Source organism: Mycobacterium sp. PDNC021 (genome assembly GCF_048282635.1).
Lineage (GTDB): Bacteria > Actinomycetota > Actinomycetes > Mycobacteriales > Mycobacteriaceae > Mycobacterium > Mycobacterium llatzerense.
In genome coordinates, this window is sequence record NZ_CP182502.1 from 2,230,035 (window position 1) to 2,244,174 (window position 14,140).

Sequence of the window (14,140 nt, forward strand, 5' to 3'; positions counted from 1 at the left end):
GCAACGAACTTGATGTATACCGATCGGTATACTAAGCTCACCTTCAGGTCACCAGTCAGGTGGTCGTGTGCTTTTCGGCGACGGAGACAGCATGACGAATACCAACCCGGACAAGACGCTTCGAAAGTTCCGCAGAGAACGGGCGATCGGTCGCTATCTGCTCAACCCCGCTGTGCAGGGGTTGAGCAGACTCGGTGTGCGCACCGCGTTGGCTACGGAACTGGAGACCATTGGTCGTAAGACCGGGCAGTTGCGTCGCGTCCCTGTTGCGGTTCAGTTCGACAACGAGGGTGCATGGGTGATCTGTCAGCACGGTACCCGGTCCGGTTGGGGCAGCAATATTGTGGACAATCCGAATGTCCGTGTGCGGCAGGGAGATCGGTGGCGCAGCGGGGTCGCGGAATTCAGGCCGGACGACGACGTCGTCGCGCGCGCCCGGAAATTCGGCCGGGTTGGGGCCGGGGTGGTGAAGGCGCTGGAAACCACTCCGGTGTCAGTCCGGATCGACTTCACCGACTGAGTGGATTCGAACGCCGATCGAGTCAGGCGGTGAGCCGGGGCGCCAACCGCACTGCGGGACCATCGGCTTCGGAAGCGCGCGGGTTCACCGTGGCCAGGGCTCGGCGAAGTACATCGATCTCGTCGGCCGCGACCTGCGTGACGAAGTGCACCAGCGCCGCGTGTCTGTCGCTCTGGTCGGAAGCTTGTCCGAGGGCGTCGACCATGAGGCCGGCCACCAGCTGATCTCGACTGCGCGATGCGACGTAGCGGTGTGCACGATCATGGCGCAGTTGTCGGACCACGCCCTTGCCCGCGAGCCTGCGCAGCACCGTCATGACGGTGGTGTACGCGAGCTTGCGTTCCGTGCAGATGGCTTGATGGACCTCGCGAACGGTCTGCGGCGCGTCCGCGCCCCAGAGGTGATCCATCACCTCGCGTTCCAGATTGCCCAAGTGCCTCAGCCTGGTCATCTTCTGTCCCTCTCCGACGCCTCGGAGATCTAGTCGCACGAGAGCCGGTGGAGTTCCCGCAGATCTCCGCATCTGGCATTAGAACAAAGTTTCGAATATCCTGATCTGGTGGGTTGGCACAACGGGCCGCCGAGCTGGGCGGAGATGCAGCGGGTGCTCGAGGGCAAACCGCGGGTGGCCGGCGCATCCCCGGAATCGCCGGCCGACGGCGGCGACAGCCCCGCCTGGTCGCGCAAACGCGGCGACTATCAACCGGTGGACCGCCCGGCCCGGCCGGGAACGGCGGTGCCGTACGCCGAGCTGCACGCCCATTCCGCGTACAGCTTCCTCGATGGCGCCAGCACTCCGGAGGAGTTGGTGGAGGAGGCCGTCCGGCTGGATCTGCGGGCCATCGCACTGACTGACCACGACGGGCTCTACGGTGTCGTGCGTTTCGCCGAGGCCGCCAAAGAACTCGATATGTCGACGGTTTTCGGGGCCGAACTGTCGCTCAGCAACACTCCACACACCGAGTTGCCCGACCCGCCCGGTCCGCATCTGCTGGTCCTGGCCCGCGGGCCCGAGGGGTATCGGCGGCTGTCCCGCGAACTGGCCCGGGCGCATCTGGCCGGTGGCGAGAAAGGGGTGCTCAGTTACGACCTGGACACCCTCACCGATGCCTCCGGCGGACACTGGCAGATCCTCACCGGCTGCCGTAAAGGCCATGTGCGCCAGGCGTTGTCGTCTGGTGGTGTGGAAGAAGCGGACAAGGCGCTGGCCGAATTGGTGGACAGGTTCGGCGAGGACCGGGTGACCATCGAACTGACCCACCACGGACACCCACTCGATGATGAACGCAATGCCACGCTGGCCGCGCTGGCGCCGCGGTTCGGCCTCGACGTCATCGCCTCGACCGCCGCGCATTTCGCCGCGCCGTCGAGGGGGAAGCTGGCGATGGCGATGGGGGCCATCCGGGCCCGCAACTCGATGGACGAGGCCGAAGGCTGGCTGGCCCCGCTGGGCGGGTCGCACCTGCGGTCCGGAGCGGAGATGGCCCGGCTGTTCGCCCACCACCCGGGTGCGGTCACGAACGCTGCCGAGCTGGGGGAGCAGTGTGCATTCGAATTACGTTTGATCGCACCGAAATTGCCGCCGTTCGACGTGCCGGAAGGGCACGCCGAGATCAGTTGGCTGCGTGAATTGGTGGCGGACGGGGCGGCTCGTCGCTACGGCTGGAAGCCGGATGCGGAGCGGGAGAAGGCGTACCGGCAGATCGAGCACGAGCTCAAAATCATCGAGCAGTTGGAGTTTCCGGGCTACTTCCTGGTGGTGCACAGCATCACCGAGTTCTGCCGAAACAGTGACATCTTGTGTCAGGGTAGGGGATCGGCCGCCAACTCGGCGGTCTGTTACGCCCTGGGGATCACGAACGTCGACCCGGTGGCCAACGAGTTGCTGTTCGAGCGGTTCCTGTCCCCGGCGCGCGACGGCCCGCCGGATATCGATATCGACATCGAATCGGACTTGCGCGAGAACGTCATCCAATTCGTCTATGAGAAGTACGGCCGGGACTACGCCGCGCAGGTGGCCAACGTCATCACCTACCGCGGCCGCAGCTCGGTGCGGGACATGGCGCGGGCGCTCGGTTTTTCGCAGGGGCAACAGGATGCCTGGAGTAAGCAGATCAGCCGGTGGAACGGGCTGGCCGAGTCCCCGGACGTCGAGGACATTCCCGAGGCGGTGATCGATCTGGCGCTGCAGATCAGGAATCTGCCGCGGCACATGGGAATTCACTCCGGCGGCATGGTGATCTGCGACCGGCCCATCGCCGACGTGTGTCCGGTGGAATGGGCGCGGATGGAGAACCGCAGCGTGCTGCAGTGGGACAAAGATGACTGTGCGGCAATCGGTTTGGTGAAGTTCGATCTGCTCGGGCTGGGTATGCTCTCGGCGCTGCACTACATGATCGATCTGGCCAGGGAGCAGATGGGCCTCGAGGTGGATCTGGCCAAGCTCGACCTGTCCGAGCCCGCGGTATACGAGATGCTGCAGCGGGCCGACTCGGTCGGAGTGTTCCAGGTCGAGTCCCGGGCGCAGATGGCCACGCTGCCGCGGCTGAAGCCCAAGAAGTTCTACGACCTGGTGGTCGAGGTGGCGCTGATCCGTCCCGGCCCGATCCAGGGCGGCTCGGTGCACCCGTACATCCGGCGGCACAACGGACTGGAGGACGCGACCTGCGAGCACAAGTCCATGGAAGCGGCACTGACGAGGACACTGGGGGTGCCGCTGTTCCAGGAACAGCTCATGCAACTGGCCGTCGACTGCGCGGGCTTCACCCCCGCCGAGGCCGATCAGCTGCGCCGGGCCATGGGATCCAAACGCTCCACCGAACGGATGCGGCAACTGCGCGGTCGGTTCTACGACGGCATGCGGGAACTGCACGGCATCACCGGGCCGACGGCTGAGCGGATCTACGAAAAGCTCGAAGCCTTCGCCAATTTCGGCTTCCCGGAGAGTCACGCGCTGAGCTTCGCGTCGCTGGTGTTCTCCTCGTCGTGGTTCAAGCTGCACCACCCCGCGGTGTTCTGTGCGGCATTGCTCCGGGCCCAGCCGATGGGTTTCTACTCGCCGCAGTCGCTGGTGGCCGACGCGCGACGACACGGGGTGCTGGTGCACGGGCCGGACGTCAACGCGAGCCTGGCGTATGCGACGTGCGAGAACCGCGGCATCGAGGTACGGCTGGGATTGGGGACGGTGCGGCATATCGGGGACGAGTTGGCACAGCGCATCGTCGACGACCGGAAAGCCAACGGGCCGTTCGCTTCTCTGCTCGACCTGACCGGTCGGGTGCGACTGTCGGTGCCGCAAGCCGAGGCGCTGGCGACCGCGGGTGCGCTGGGTTGTTTCGGCATCACCCGACGTGAGGGATTGTGGGCGGCTGGGGCGGCAGCCGCGGAACGGCCCGACCGGTTGCCGGGCATCGGGTCGGCCGGAGGCATCCCGGCACTGCCCGGCATGACGGAACTGGAACTGGCGGCCGCCGACGTATGGGCCACGGGCGTCTCGCCGGACAGCTATCCGACCCAGTTCCTGCGGGAGGACCTCGACGCACTGGACGTGGTGCCCGCCAACCGGCTGTTGGAGGTGCCCGACGGCACCCGCATCGTGGTGGCCGGCGCGGTGACGCACCGGCAGCGTCCGGCCACCGCGCAGGGGGTGACGTTCATCAACCTGGAGGACGAGACCGGCATGGTCAACGTGCTGTGCGCACCGGGGGTGTGGTCCCGGCACCGGAAACTGGCGCAGACCGCGCCGGCGCTGTTGGTGCGTGGCATCGTGCAGAACGCCAGCGGGGCGGTCACGGTGATCGCGGACCGGATGGGCCGGCTGGATCTGCGGGTGACAGCAAAATCCCGGGACTTCCGATGATCGTCAATCTCGACGGCATGGGGGCAGAGAAATCACCCTGATGAGTGGCCAGCGACCAGACGTAGTGGGTAATTTTGCCCAGTTCATTGACATAATGCCCGATTTGTAAAAAGCTGGATCTATGGCAGCCGCAGGCTGTCACGTAGTCTTACCGAGACCGCCGGTACCGCAAAATTACCGCGCATCCGCGACCGACTCAGGAGAGCCAGTATGCCCGCACCGTCAGCGCAGGTTTTCGATCGTCTGCGCCAGCTGGCCGCCATTGAGGACATCGACGCCCGGCCGACCCGCACCATCGACGAGGTCTTCACCGGCAAGCCGCTGGCCACCATTCCGGTCGCGACCGCCGAAGATGCCGAAAAGGCGTTCGCCAAAGCGCGTGCCGCCCAGCGTGATTGGGTCAAGCGGCCGGTCTCCGAGCGGGCCGCGGTGATCGCGCGCTACCGCGACCTGGTGCTCGAGAACCGTGAGTTCCTGATGGACCTGCTGCAGGCCGAGGCCGGCAAGGCGCGGTGGGCGGCTCAGGAAGAGATCATCGACCTGTTCGCCAACGCGGACTACTACGCCAAGGTTGCAGCCAAGCTGCTCAAGCCCCGCCGGGTCGCGCCGCTGCTGCCGGGACTGAACCGCACCACCGTCGCCTACCAGCCCAAGGGCGTCGTCGGCGTCATCTCGCCGTGGAACTACCCGATGACCCTGACCGTGTCCGACGCCGTGCCGGCCCTGCTCGCGGGCAACGCGGTGGTGCTCAAGCCGGACAGCCAGACTCCATACTGCGCGCTGGCCTGCGCCGAACTGCTGTACCGCGCCGGCCTGCCGCGTGCGCTCTACGCCGTGGTCCCCGGGCCAGGCTCGGTGGTCGGCACCGCGATCGCCGACAACTGTGACTACCTGATGTTCACCGGCTCCTCGGCCACCGGCAGCCACCTCGCCGAGCACGCCGGCCGCCGCCTCATCGGGTTCTCCGCCGAACTCGGTGGCAAGAACGCCATGATCGTCGCCCGCGGCGCCAACCTCGACAAGGTGGCCAAGGCCGCCACCCGTGCCTGCTTCTCCAACGCCGGCCAGCTGTGCATCTCGATCGAGCGCATCTACGTCGAGCGGGACATCGCCGACGAGTTCACCCGCAAGTTCGGTGACCAGGTGCGCAAGATGCAGCTCGGGACCGCGTACGACTTCACCGTCGACATGGGCAGCCTGATCTCCGAAGGCCAGCTCAAGACCGTCTCCGGCCACGTCGATGACGCAAAGGTCAAGGGCGCCAAGGTGATTGCCGGTGGCAATACCCGCCCCGACATCGGCCCGCTGTTCTACGAGCCGACCGTGCTCACCGACGTGAGCTCCGACATGGAGTGCGCCAACAACGAGACCTTCGGTCCGCTGGTGTCGATCTACCCGGTCGCCGACGTCGATGAGGCCATCGCCAAGGCCAACGACACCGAGTACGGGCTCAACGCCAGCGTGTGGGCCGCCTCGATCGAGGAGGGCGAGCAGATCGCGTCCCGCCTGCGGTCCGGCACGGTCAACGTCGACGAGGGCTACGCCCTGGCCTGGGGCAGCCTCGGTGCGCCCATGGGCGGCATGGGAATTTCGGGTGTGGGTCGCCGGCACGGCGCCGAGGGCCTGCTGAAATACACCGAGTCCCAGACGATTTCGACGTCCAAGGTGCTCAACCTCGACCCGCCGTTCGGCCTATCGAAGTCGTTGTGGCAGAAGTCGCTGGTGCCGATCGTGCGTGCGGTGACCAAGCTGCCTCGGCACTGACACCGTCGCCACGGGGTGGCGTCGGGGTGGCGGTAATGTGCGGCTATGACGCTGAACCTCACCGCTGACGAAGTGCTGACCTCCACCCGATCGGTGCGCAAGCGACTCGACTTCGACAAGCCCGTACCGCGCGAGGTCATCATGGAGTGCCTCGATCTGGCACTGCAGGCGCCGACCGGCTCCAACAACCAGGGCTGGCAGTTCGTCTTCGTCGAGGACGCGGCCAAGAAGAAGGCCCTGGCCGACATCTACCGCACCAACGGCACCCCGTACCTGGCGATGGAAGCACCGCAGCGCGGCGACATGCGCGACGACCGGGCCGGCGCGGTGAAGAGCTCGGCGGAGTTCCTCAATGAGAACTTCGAGAAGGCCCCCGTGCTGATGATCCCGTGCCTCGAGGGGCGGCCCGACGGTGCCGAAGCCGGCATGCAGGCGTCGTACTGGGGCTCGCTGCTGCCGGCGGCATGGAGCTTCATGCTCGCCCTGCGCTCGCGTGGTCTGGGCTCGGCCTGGACGACACTGCACCTGCTCGGCGACGGCGAGCGGCAGGCCGCCGAGCTCCTCGGCATCCCGTTCGAGCGCTACACGCAGGGCGGACTGTTCCCGATCGCCTACACCAAGGGCACCGATTTCAAGAAGGCCCAGCGTCTGCCGGCCGAGCAGCTCGCGCACTGGGACACCTGGTGAGCTGACGCGTCAGCTCGGCTAAATACCCTCAGCGAAGCCGAGCTGGCGCCACGCCTCGTACACCGCGACGGCCGCGGCGTTGGACAGGTTCAACGACCGCCGGCCCGGGATCATCGGGATCCGGACCTGTCCGGTGATGTGCGGATCGGCGAGGGTCTGCGCGTCCAGGCCGGTGGGCTCGGGCCCGAACATCAACACGTCGTTCCCCTGGTAGGCCACGTCGGCGAACGACGAATTCGCATGCGCGGTAAAGGCGAACACTCGGGCCGGCATGAGTGCCTGCCACGCGGCCGGCAGATCGGGGTGGACCGTCACCGACGCCAGATCGTGGTAGTCCAACCCGGCACGACGCAGCTTCGGCTCGGACAGGTCGAAGCCCAGCGGCTCGACCAGATGCAGCTCGGCGCCGGTGGCTGCGACCATCCGGATCGCATTGCCGGTGTTCGGCGCGATCCGGGGTGAGTAGAACAAGACTTTCAGCACGGCGAGAAAGCTACCGCGCGGGCGCCTGACCGGTGAGTTCGCGGGGCGGCCGGTTCAGATCGGCGTGTGGTGCCACCAGGCCATCGAGTGCCGACATGCACAGGTCCACGGCCGACTCTCGCGAAATGCGCTGTAGTCCAAGCCATTCCAGCGCAACTTCGCGGACCAGGGCGAGCCATCCGGACAGTGCGACGGTCACCATGTCACGGCCGCTTTCGGCCAGGTCCAGCGCGTTCGCGATGCGGTCGCGTAGGTCGTTCAGTTCCATGGTGATGGGGTCACGCACCACCGGGTCGGCGGCGATGGCGCTGCGGTTGGCGATCATCACCAGGGTGAGATTGCGCTCGTAGAACGCGTAATAGGTCACGAGTGCGGCGCGAACCTGCTCCCGCACCGTGCGGGTGGGCGTGAAATGCGAGCCGTCGGACAGTTGCTCGTGGGCTCGGGCCCACAGCGCGGCGAACAGCTCTTTCTTGCTGGGGAAGTAGTGGTAGATGAGCGCTCGGGAGATCCCGGCCTGTGTCGCGATGTCCTCCATCGATACCTGCTCGAAAGGCGTGACCGAGAACGCCGCCATGCCGAGATCGAGGATTTGGTCTCGGCGTTGGTCGGGGGTCAACCGGCTCCGTGCCATCTAGGAACTGTAAATGACCGTTGACCACGGTCCAACGAGGGCGTTAATCTTTTATTAGATGCCGTCTAATAAAGGGTGGTGGGCATGTTGACGCGATGGTGGTTGCGCCTGTTCGGAGTGGCGTGCATGGCGATCGGGCTCGTCCACCTGGTAGTCGGCCCCGCATCGGTTATCGGGGGAGGCCCGGTCAACGCCACCATCGACGGCGAGATGCGGTTCTACAGCGTGCTGTTCATCGGCTTCGGAGCGGGATTCGTCTGGGCTGCAGCGGATTTGCCGCAGCGCCTGACCCTGGTGCACGTCCTCGGTGGACTGTTCTTCTTCGGTGGCCTGGCCAGACTGTTGGCGATCTTGCAGACCGGCGCGCCCCACGTGTTCTTTCTCGCGATGATCGCCGTCGAGGTCGTTGTCCCGGTCGTGAACTGGCGGTTGCTCAAACACATTCGGTAGTCACCCGGTAACGCGCGCTACCACACAACTGTGCAACACATCGGTCACGAACGCTGTTCGTTGGATGTGAAGCATGGAAACAGCTGCTCATCGCTGTCATACTGCGACAGATTGCCAGGCGGATTTCCCGTGCCCGAGTGGGCTGAAAATCCGGCGGGGAACACCAATATGAACCAAGTGCCTTTAGCTGATTGCGGTCCGATGGCCGGCGGGAAAGCCGAGCCGCGATGACTGCTGCGCAACAGTTTTCGGCAGCCGATCAAGTCACCCGCGCGCCCGCGAAACGCCCGTCCCGCTTCGCTCCGTCGAATTGGCCGGTCGCGTGGAAAGTTTTCGCCATCGCCTTTGTGCCTTTGGTGCTGGCCGGGACGTTCGGCGGAATGCGTATCTATTCAGGTTGGACCGACGCGGCAGATTTGCGTCGCGCGGCCGATCGCGCCGAAATGGTGCCGGCCATTGCGAACTACATGGCGACGTTCGACGCGGCGATGCTGGCCAGCTCCACCGGCGGCGACGCACAACAGGCGCTGAGCGCCTATGACGAGAGCAAACGTCGTCTGCAGCACCGGCTGACGGACACCGACGTCGCGACCGACGTCCGTACCGGCGTCAAAACGCTGCTCGACGGTGGCCAGGGGCTGCTCAACAAGGTCGCGTCCAACAGCATCGGGCTGCGCGAGCGCGTCACCTCGTACGCGCCGATCCTGCTGACCGCCGAAGACGCCATCACCGGTTCGGTGCGCATCGACGATGTGAAGATTCGCGCCCAGACGCAGGGCCTGAGCCGGGCCGTCGGCGCCCGCGGTCAGATGATGATGCAGCAGCTGCTCGTCACCCTCGGCGGCGAACTGCCGGACAACGAACTGCGCAGTTCGATGACCACCCTGGCCGGCACCGAACCGTCGACGTTGTTCGGCATGAGCGAAGTGCTGGGCGTCGGCTCGCCCGAGGCGCTGAAGCTGGCCCAGGAAATGGTCAAACGGATGTCCATGATGTCCGACCCGAACGTGCAGCTGGTCAACAATCCCGACCTGAGCCAGTCGATCCAGACCACCAGCGAGATCGCCGGGAGGATGCTCGACAGCGCGTCCGCGACCGTCATCTCAGCGGTAGACGATCAGGCCACCGCCAAGCGCACCGAAGCCATCCGTGACTCGGTGATCGTCGGCGCCGTGATGGTGCTGGCCCTGCTCATCGTGTTGTACATGGCGCGCACGCTGATCCGGCCGCTGCGCCGGCTCCGCAACAGCGCCCTCAAGGTCGCCCACGAGGACCTGGTCCGTGAGCTCGACGAGGTTCGGTCCGGCGCGGACGTGACGGTGCGGCCGCTGCCGGTGCAGAGCACCGAGGAGATCGGTCAGGTCGCGCACGCGGTCGACGAACTGCACGAACAGGCGGTGCTGCTCGCCGGTGAGCAGGCCAGGCTGCAGCTGCAGGTCAGCGACATGTTCGAGACGCTTTCCCGGCGCAGTCGGTCGTTGATCGACCAGCAGCTGACGGTCATCGATCAGCTGGAGCGCGACGAACAGGATCCACAGCGCCTGGCCAAGCTGTTCCGGCTGGACCACCTGGCCGCGCGGATGCGGCGCAACGGCGCCAACCTGCTGGTGCTGGCCGGCACGAACGTCCCGCATGAGCAGGGCGAGCCGGTGCCCGTGACGACGGTGATCAACGCAGCGGCCTCCGAGGTCGAGGACTACACCCGGGTGGCCATCGTCGCCTCCCCGGACACCGAGATCCACGGCTCGATCGCCGGCGACCTGGTGCACATGATGGCCGAGCTGCTGGACAACGCGTTGCGCTATTCGCCGCCGAGTTCGGAGGTACGGGTTTCCGCCGTGCACGCAGAAAACGGTGCGCTCGTGATCGAGGTCAGCGACGGCGGCCTGGGTATGACGGAAGCCGATCTCCGGATGGCCAACAGCCGGCTGCGCTCAGGCGGCGAGGTCAACACCTATACCGCGCGGCACATGGGCCTGTTCGTGGTCGGCCGGCTGGCCACCCAGCACGGTCTGGTCGTCCGGCTGCGCGACACGGTCGAAGGCGACCCGGATTCGGGCACCACGGCCGGCATCTACGTGCCCGTCGAACTGCTGGCCGGGCTGCCTGCGATCCCGGACTTCGGCACCTATTGGGACGGCTCGTCGACCGCGGAGACCGGCGTGACCGCCCTGCCGGGCCTCGGCCCGGACACCGGCGGTTTCGCGACGTTCGGCGCCGTCGAACGGCCCTTCGCACAGCCCCCGGCGCCGCCTGCCGCGTCGGTGGAACCGGCGTTCGTGGAGCCCCAGCAGCGCAACGGATTCGGCACCCCCGCCGACGTCGGTGACCTCAGTGGCATCAACCTGCCGCAGCGCAACCCCGGCGCCAGCGGTATCGCCGCGCCTGCCGAATCGCCTGTCGAGCGGACCGCGCAGGCACCGACCGACACGTCGTCGTTCTTCGCGGCCCGGGCGCAGACGCAGCCTCAGGCACCCGAGCCGGTGCGGCCGGCTCCCGAACCCCAGGCAGTCCGCGTCGCTGCGCAGGCCCCGCCGCCGCCGGTTCGCCCCGCCCCGACGCCCCAGCAGAGCACCGCCGGAAGTGAGGACGCCATCTACCAGAAGATGCTCTCGGAATGGCTGATCGACGATCCCACGCAACTGGCCAACAGCACCGACCTCGATTGGCAGACGGTGTGGGACCAGGGCTGGTCGGCAGCGGCTGCCGCGCAGGATGCGCCGGTCGTCGAGCACACCGAGGCGGGCCTGCCGGTCCGTCAGCCCGGTGCCCGGCTGATCCCCGGTGCGCCCGACGAGGACGCCCACGCCGACCCGGCCACCGAGGGGCTGCCGCTGCGTGACCCCGCCGCGGTCCGGGCGAGTATCAGTGGACATTTCGGTGGCGTGCATGCGGGCCGGTCGCAGTCCCGGGATACGGGAGGCCGGTGATGACGCGTACGACCCAGCGCGAGTCACTGGACTGGCTGGTGACGAAATTCGCCGACGAGGTGTCCGGGGTGGCCCACGCCATCCTGGTGTCCGCTGACGGCCTGCTGATGGCCGCCAGTTCGCGGATGCCGACCGAGCGAGCCGACCAGCTGGCGGCCGTCGCCTCCGGGCTCGCCAGCCTGGCCACCGGCGCTTCGCAGCTGTTCGACGGCGGGCACGTGCTGCAGTCCGTGGTCGAGATGGAACACGGCTATCTGCTGTTGATGCGCGTCGGTGACGGTTCCAACCTCGCGACGCTCGCGACCCGGTCATGCGACATCGGCCAGATCGGTTACGAGATGGCGATTCTGGTCGAACGGGTCGGCACTGTCGTGCAATCCGCGCGCCGGACGTCGGCGGAGCCGACAAATCGGATGAGGTCGTAGGACATTCATCATGGAGCCGACATCTGACGCCTGGGAGGCTGCATTCACTGCGGAGCAGCCCAGCCTGGTGCGGCCCTACACACTGACCGCCGGCCGGACCACCGCTGAGATCGAGCTGCCCATGGAGGCGCCGATCTATCCGATGACGGGCGCCTCCGCATCGCACTGGCCCGGCAACGATGTGCGCGGCGAGATCCTCAAACTCGGTTCCACCCGGCCCTCGGTGGCCGAGGTCGCGGCAAAGTTAGCAATACCACTCGGTGTTGCGCGTGTGCTGATCGGCGACCTCGTCACGCAGGGTTATCTTCAAGTACACGCCACGCTCGGCACAGCGACGAGCATCGACGACCGGCGTGACTTGATTGGGAGGACACTGCGTGGCCTACGGGCACTCTGACCGGCACGCCCCCGCGTCGACGAAGATCGTCATCTCGGGTGGGTTCGGTGCCGGTAAGACGACGTTCGTCGGAGCGGTCTCGGAGATCATGCCGCTGCGCACCGAGGCCATCGTCACCAACGCCTCGGCCGGGGTCGACGCACTCGCCGGCACTCCCAACAAGAACACCACCACGGTGGCCATGGACTTCGGCCGCATCACCCTCGCCGACGACCTGGTGCTCTACCTGTTCGGCACCCCGGGGCAGCGCCGGTTCTGGTTCATGTGGGACGACCTGGTGCGCGGCGCCATCGGCGCGATCATCCTGGTCGACGTGCGCCGGCTGCAGGACAGCTTCGCCGCCGTCGACTTCTTCGAGGCGCGCGGTCTACCGTTCATCATCGCGGTCAACGAGTTCGATGGCGCCCCACGGCATCCCGGCCACGCGGTCCGCAAGGCGCTGGCCCTGGCCGACCACATCCCCGTCGTCACCATCGATGCCCGGCAGCGGCAGTCGGCACGCGACGCGCTGATCACCGTCACCGAATACGCACTGACCAGTCTGGGCGCCCCGGCTTAACGCGGTAGGTCCCACTGGCCGTAATCAGCGGCCAGGATGTCGTCCTCGTCGACGTGATACTCGCCGATCATCGTGCCGGGGTCCGAAGCCGTCACCACTGTCGCCTGATACAGCACCGCCATCGGCGCGCGGGCGCCGCCGGACCAGGCCCGCGTCTGCCAGGCCCAACGATGCCCCGGGGTGGTGGAGCGGCCGATGACGCCGTCGTCGGCCGCCCAGGTGACCTGCCGGGCGCCGCCGTAGATGCCGGTGCGCGCAACGCCCAGCACTGAATTGATGCCCTTGAACCATTGCAGCGCAACGTTTTTCCACGTGTCTGCGGAGATGTCCTCATCGACGCTGAAGAAGATCGGCGCGGTGTCCGGCCCACCGGCCGCGGCGTGCAGGCCCAGCGCGGTGCGGGCGTCGGCGACGCCGCCGTCGAAGCCGCGCGTGTAGTCCGACGGGCTGTTCACCCAACCCGGCTTGCCGTACTGGTAGACGCTGACCACGTGCAGACCCGCCGCGCGCAGCGCGTCGGTGTAGCCGCGGCTGACGGGCTTGAAGTCGAACGTCGCGCCCGGCCGTAGCTCGGACACGTAGACGATGACCCCGGTGTAGCCCGCGGCCACGACCTGGTCCACCGGCACCTGCAGGTGCGTGAAGTCGATGAGTTTGCCGTTGTCGGCCAAGGCAATCGGGGTGCTCAGTGACGCGGCCAGTCCGGCGGCGGTCAATGTGAGGAAACCACGTCTCGACAGGTGGTCAGCAGGGCGTGCCGGGTCGGCCATCGGGCTATCGTACGAACTCGTGACGGTTCCCGACGAGCACTGGCAGGACACGGAATTCACCGGAGTCGTCTTTCGCGACGAATACGACGGGGATCTGAGCCGGCTGCGCACCGAGCGGGTGGTTTTCACCGACTGCGACTTCAGTGGCGTCAACCTGACCGAGTCCGAGCATTCCGGCTCGGCGTTCCGCAACTGCACGTTCCGGCGGACCTCGCTGGCGCACAGCACCTTCCGGCACTGCACCATGCTGGGCTCGACGTTCACGGAGTGCTCACTGCGGCCGATCACGATGATCGAGGTCGACCTGCGGCTGGCGGTCCTGGCTGGCTGCGACCTGCGTGCGGTGGACCTGACCGACTGTCGGCTGTCCGAGGCCTCGCTGGTCGGCACCGACCTGCGCAAAGCGGTACTGCGGGCCGCCGATCTACGTGGCGCGCGGGTGCAGGACGCGAAGTTCGAGGAGGCTGATCTGCGGGCGGCCCGGATGGATGCGACGTTCTGGACCACTGCACGGGTACGGGGCGCCCGCATCGACGTCGACCAGGCCATCGCCTACGCCGTCGCCCACGGCCTGGATTTGTCTTCCTGACCCCGTCCTAACCGCCGAAACGGCATTCCAGCAGAAGAAGTGCGAGTAGCCGCCTGCTGGAATGCCGTTTCGG

Annotated in this window: 14 protein-coding genes; 10 read left to right on the top strand and 4 right to left on the bottom strand. The window is 66.8% G+C overall.

Annotated elements, in window-relative coordinates; all coding sequences use genetic code 11:
* Positions 1-91 precede the first annotated feature (91 nt).
* The gene (locus ACNO8X_RS10445) at positions 92-520 is read left to right on the top strand and encodes a nitroreductase/quinone reductase family protein (protein WP_418005851.1); all 429 of its coding nucleotides are present in this window, start codon (positions 92-94) and stop codon (positions 518-520) included.
* 22 nt (positions 521-542) lie between these two features.
* On the opposite strand, the gene ACNO8X_RS10450 is transcribed toward ACNO8X_RS10445, so the two are convergent.
* On the bottom strand, positions 543-971 hold the full coding sequence (locus ACNO8X_RS10450; RefSeq protein ID WP_418005218.1) for a BlaI/MecI/CopY family transcriptional regulator: 429 nt from the start codon (positions 969-971) through the stop codon (positions 543-545).
* A gap of 108 nt (positions 972-1,079) precedes the next feature.
* On the opposite strand from ACNO8X_RS10450, the gene ACNO8X_RS10455 reads away from it, so the two are divergent.
* The 3 genes from ACNO8X_RS10455 to ACNO8X_RS10465 all read left to right on the top strand — a co-directional run bounded on the left by ACNO8X_RS10455 (position 1,080) and on the right by ACNO8X_RS10465 (position 6,830).
* Positions 1,080-4,379, top strand: a complete 3,300-nt coding sequence (locus ACNO8X_RS10455) for an error-prone DNA polymerase (RefSeq protein WP_418005219.1) — start codon at positions 1,080-1,082, stop codon at positions 4,377-4,379.
* Positions 4,380-4,589: 210 nt separating this feature from the next.
* Positions 4,590-6,143, top strand: coding sequence for a succinic semialdehyde dehydrogenase (locus ACNO8X_RS10460; RefSeq protein ID WP_418005220.1), 1,554 nt, complete (start codon positions 4,590-4,592; stop codon positions 6,141-6,143).
* A 45-nt stretch (positions 6,144-6,188) separates the two neighbouring features.
* Positions 6,189-6,830, top strand: a complete 642-nt coding sequence (locus ACNO8X_RS10465) for a nitroreductase family protein (RefSeq protein ID WP_418005221.1) — start codon at positions 6,189-6,191, stop codon at positions 6,828-6,830.
* A gap of 18 nt (positions 6,831-6,848) precedes the next feature.
* Here the strand turns inward: ACNO8X_RS10465 and ACNO8X_RS10470 are convergent, their stop codons facing one another.
* Together ACNO8X_RS10470 and ACNO8X_RS10475 are read right to left on the bottom strand one after the other, a co-directional pair.
* The gene (locus ACNO8X_RS10470) at positions 6,849-7,313 is read right to left on the bottom strand and encodes a tRNA (cytidine(34)-2'-O)-methyltransferase (protein ID WP_418005222.1); all 465 of its coding nucleotides are present in this window, start codon (positions 7,311-7,313) and stop codon (positions 6,849-6,851) included.
* A gap of 10 nt (positions 7,314-7,323) precedes the next feature.
* Positions 7,324-7,947, bottom strand: a complete 624-nt coding sequence (locus ACNO8X_RS10475) for a TetR/AcrR family transcriptional regulator (RefSeq protein WP_418005223.1) — start codon at positions 7,945-7,947, stop codon at positions 7,324-7,326.
* Between the two features lie 84 nt (positions 7,948-8,031).
* On the opposite strand from ACNO8X_RS10475, the gene ACNO8X_RS10480 reads away from it, so the two are divergent.
* The 5 genes from ACNO8X_RS10480 (at position 8,032) to ACNO8X_RS10500 (ending at position 12,708) form a co-directional block, all read left to right on the top strand.
* Positions 8,032-8,397: a DUF4345 domain-containing protein gene (locus ACNO8X_RS10480; protein WP_418005224.1), complete on the top strand. Its 366-nt coding sequence runs from the start codon at positions 8,032-8,034 to the stop codon at positions 8,395-8,397.
* Positions 8,398-8,624: 227 nt separating this feature from the next.
* Positions 8,625-11,327, top strand: a complete 2,703-nt coding sequence (locus ACNO8X_RS10485) for an ATP-binding protein (RefSeq protein WP_418005225.1) — start codon at positions 8,625-8,627, stop codon at positions 11,325-11,327.
* On the top strand, positions 11,327-11,752 hold the full coding sequence (locus ACNO8X_RS10490; RefSeq protein WP_043396642.1) for a roadblock/LC7 domain-containing protein: 426 nt from the start codon (positions 11,327-11,329) through the stop codon (positions 11,750-11,752). Before ACNO8X_RS10485 ends, ACNO8X_RS10490 begins: the two co-directional genes overlap by 1 nt.
* 10 nt (positions 11,753-11,762) lie before the next feature.
* The gene (locus ACNO8X_RS10495; RefSeq protein WP_418005226.1) at positions 11,763-12,149 is read left to right on the top strand and encodes a DUF742 domain-containing protein; all 387 of its coding nucleotides are present in this window, start codon (positions 11,763-11,765) and stop codon (positions 12,147-12,149) included.
* Positions 12,130-12,708, top strand: a complete 579-nt coding sequence (locus tag ACNO8X_RS10500; protein WP_418005227.1) for a GTP-binding protein — start codon at positions 12,130-12,132, stop codon at positions 12,706-12,708. Before ACNO8X_RS10495 ends, ACNO8X_RS10500 begins: the two co-directional genes overlap by 20 nt.
* Here ACNO8X_RS10500 and ACNO8X_RS10505 read toward each other — a convergent pair.
* Positions 12,705-13,478 (bottom strand): DUF1906 domain-containing protein, encoded by a 774-nt coding sequence (locus ACNO8X_RS10505; RefSeq protein WP_418005228.1) that lies wholly within the window; start codon positions 13,476-13,478, stop codon positions 12,705-12,707. The two genes, ACNO8X_RS10500 and ACNO8X_RS10505, sit on opposite strands and share 4 nt — an antisense overlap.
* Before the next feature lie 19 nt (positions 13,479-13,497).
* On the opposite strand from ACNO8X_RS10505, the gene ACNO8X_RS10510 reads away from it, so the two are divergent.
* Positions 13,498-14,067, top strand: coding sequence for a pentapeptide repeat-containing protein (locus ACNO8X_RS10510; RefSeq protein ID WP_418005229.1), 570 nt, complete (start codon positions 13,498-13,500; stop codon positions 14,065-14,067).
* Positions 14,068-14,140: the final 73 nt, after the last annotated feature.

What these genes read in the sequence shown, in the direction of transcription:
- ACNO8X_RS10445 (WP_418005851.1), top strand. Translation starts at nt 92, where the DNA reads ATGACGAATACCAACCCGGACAAGACGCTTCGAAAGTTCCGCAGAGAA.
- ACNO8X_RS10450 (WP_418005218.1), bottom strand. Translation starts at nt 971, where the DNA reads ATGACCAGGCTGAGGCACTTGGGCAATCTGGAACGCGAGGTGATGGAT.
- ACNO8X_RS10460 (WP_418005220.1), top strand. Translation starts at nt 4,590, where the DNA reads ATGCCCGCACCGTCAGCGCAGGTTTTCGATCGTCTGCGCCAGCTGGCC.
- ACNO8X_RS10465 (WP_418005221.1), top strand. Translation starts at nt 6,189, where the DNA reads ATGACGCTGAACCTCACCGCTGACGAAGTGCTGACCTCCACCCGATCG.
- ACNO8X_RS10475 (WP_418005223.1), bottom strand. Translation starts at nt 7,947, where the DNA reads ATGGCACGGAGCCGGTTGACCCCCGACCAACGCCGAGACCAAATCCTC.
- ACNO8X_RS10480 (WP_418005224.1), top strand. Translation starts at nt 8,032, where the DNA reads ATGTTGACGCGATGGTGGTTGCGCCTGTTCGGAGTGGCGTGCATGGCG.
- ACNO8X_RS10485 (WP_418005225.1), top strand. Translation starts at nt 8,625, where the DNA reads ATGACTGCTGCGCAACAGTTTTCGGCAGCCGATCAAGTCACCCGCGCG.
- ACNO8X_RS10490 (WP_043396642.1), top strand. Translation starts at nt 11,327, where the DNA reads ATGACGCGTACGACCCAGCGCGAGTCACTGGACTGGCTGGTGACGAAA.
- ACNO8X_RS10495 (WP_418005226.1), top strand. Translation starts at nt 11,763, where the DNA reads ATGGAGCCGACATCTGACGCCTGGGAGGCTGCATTCACTGCGGAGCAG.
- ACNO8X_RS10505 (WP_418005228.1), bottom strand. Translation starts at nt 13,478, where the DNA reads ATGGCCGACCCGGCACGCCCTGCTGACCACCTGTCGAGACGTGGTTTC.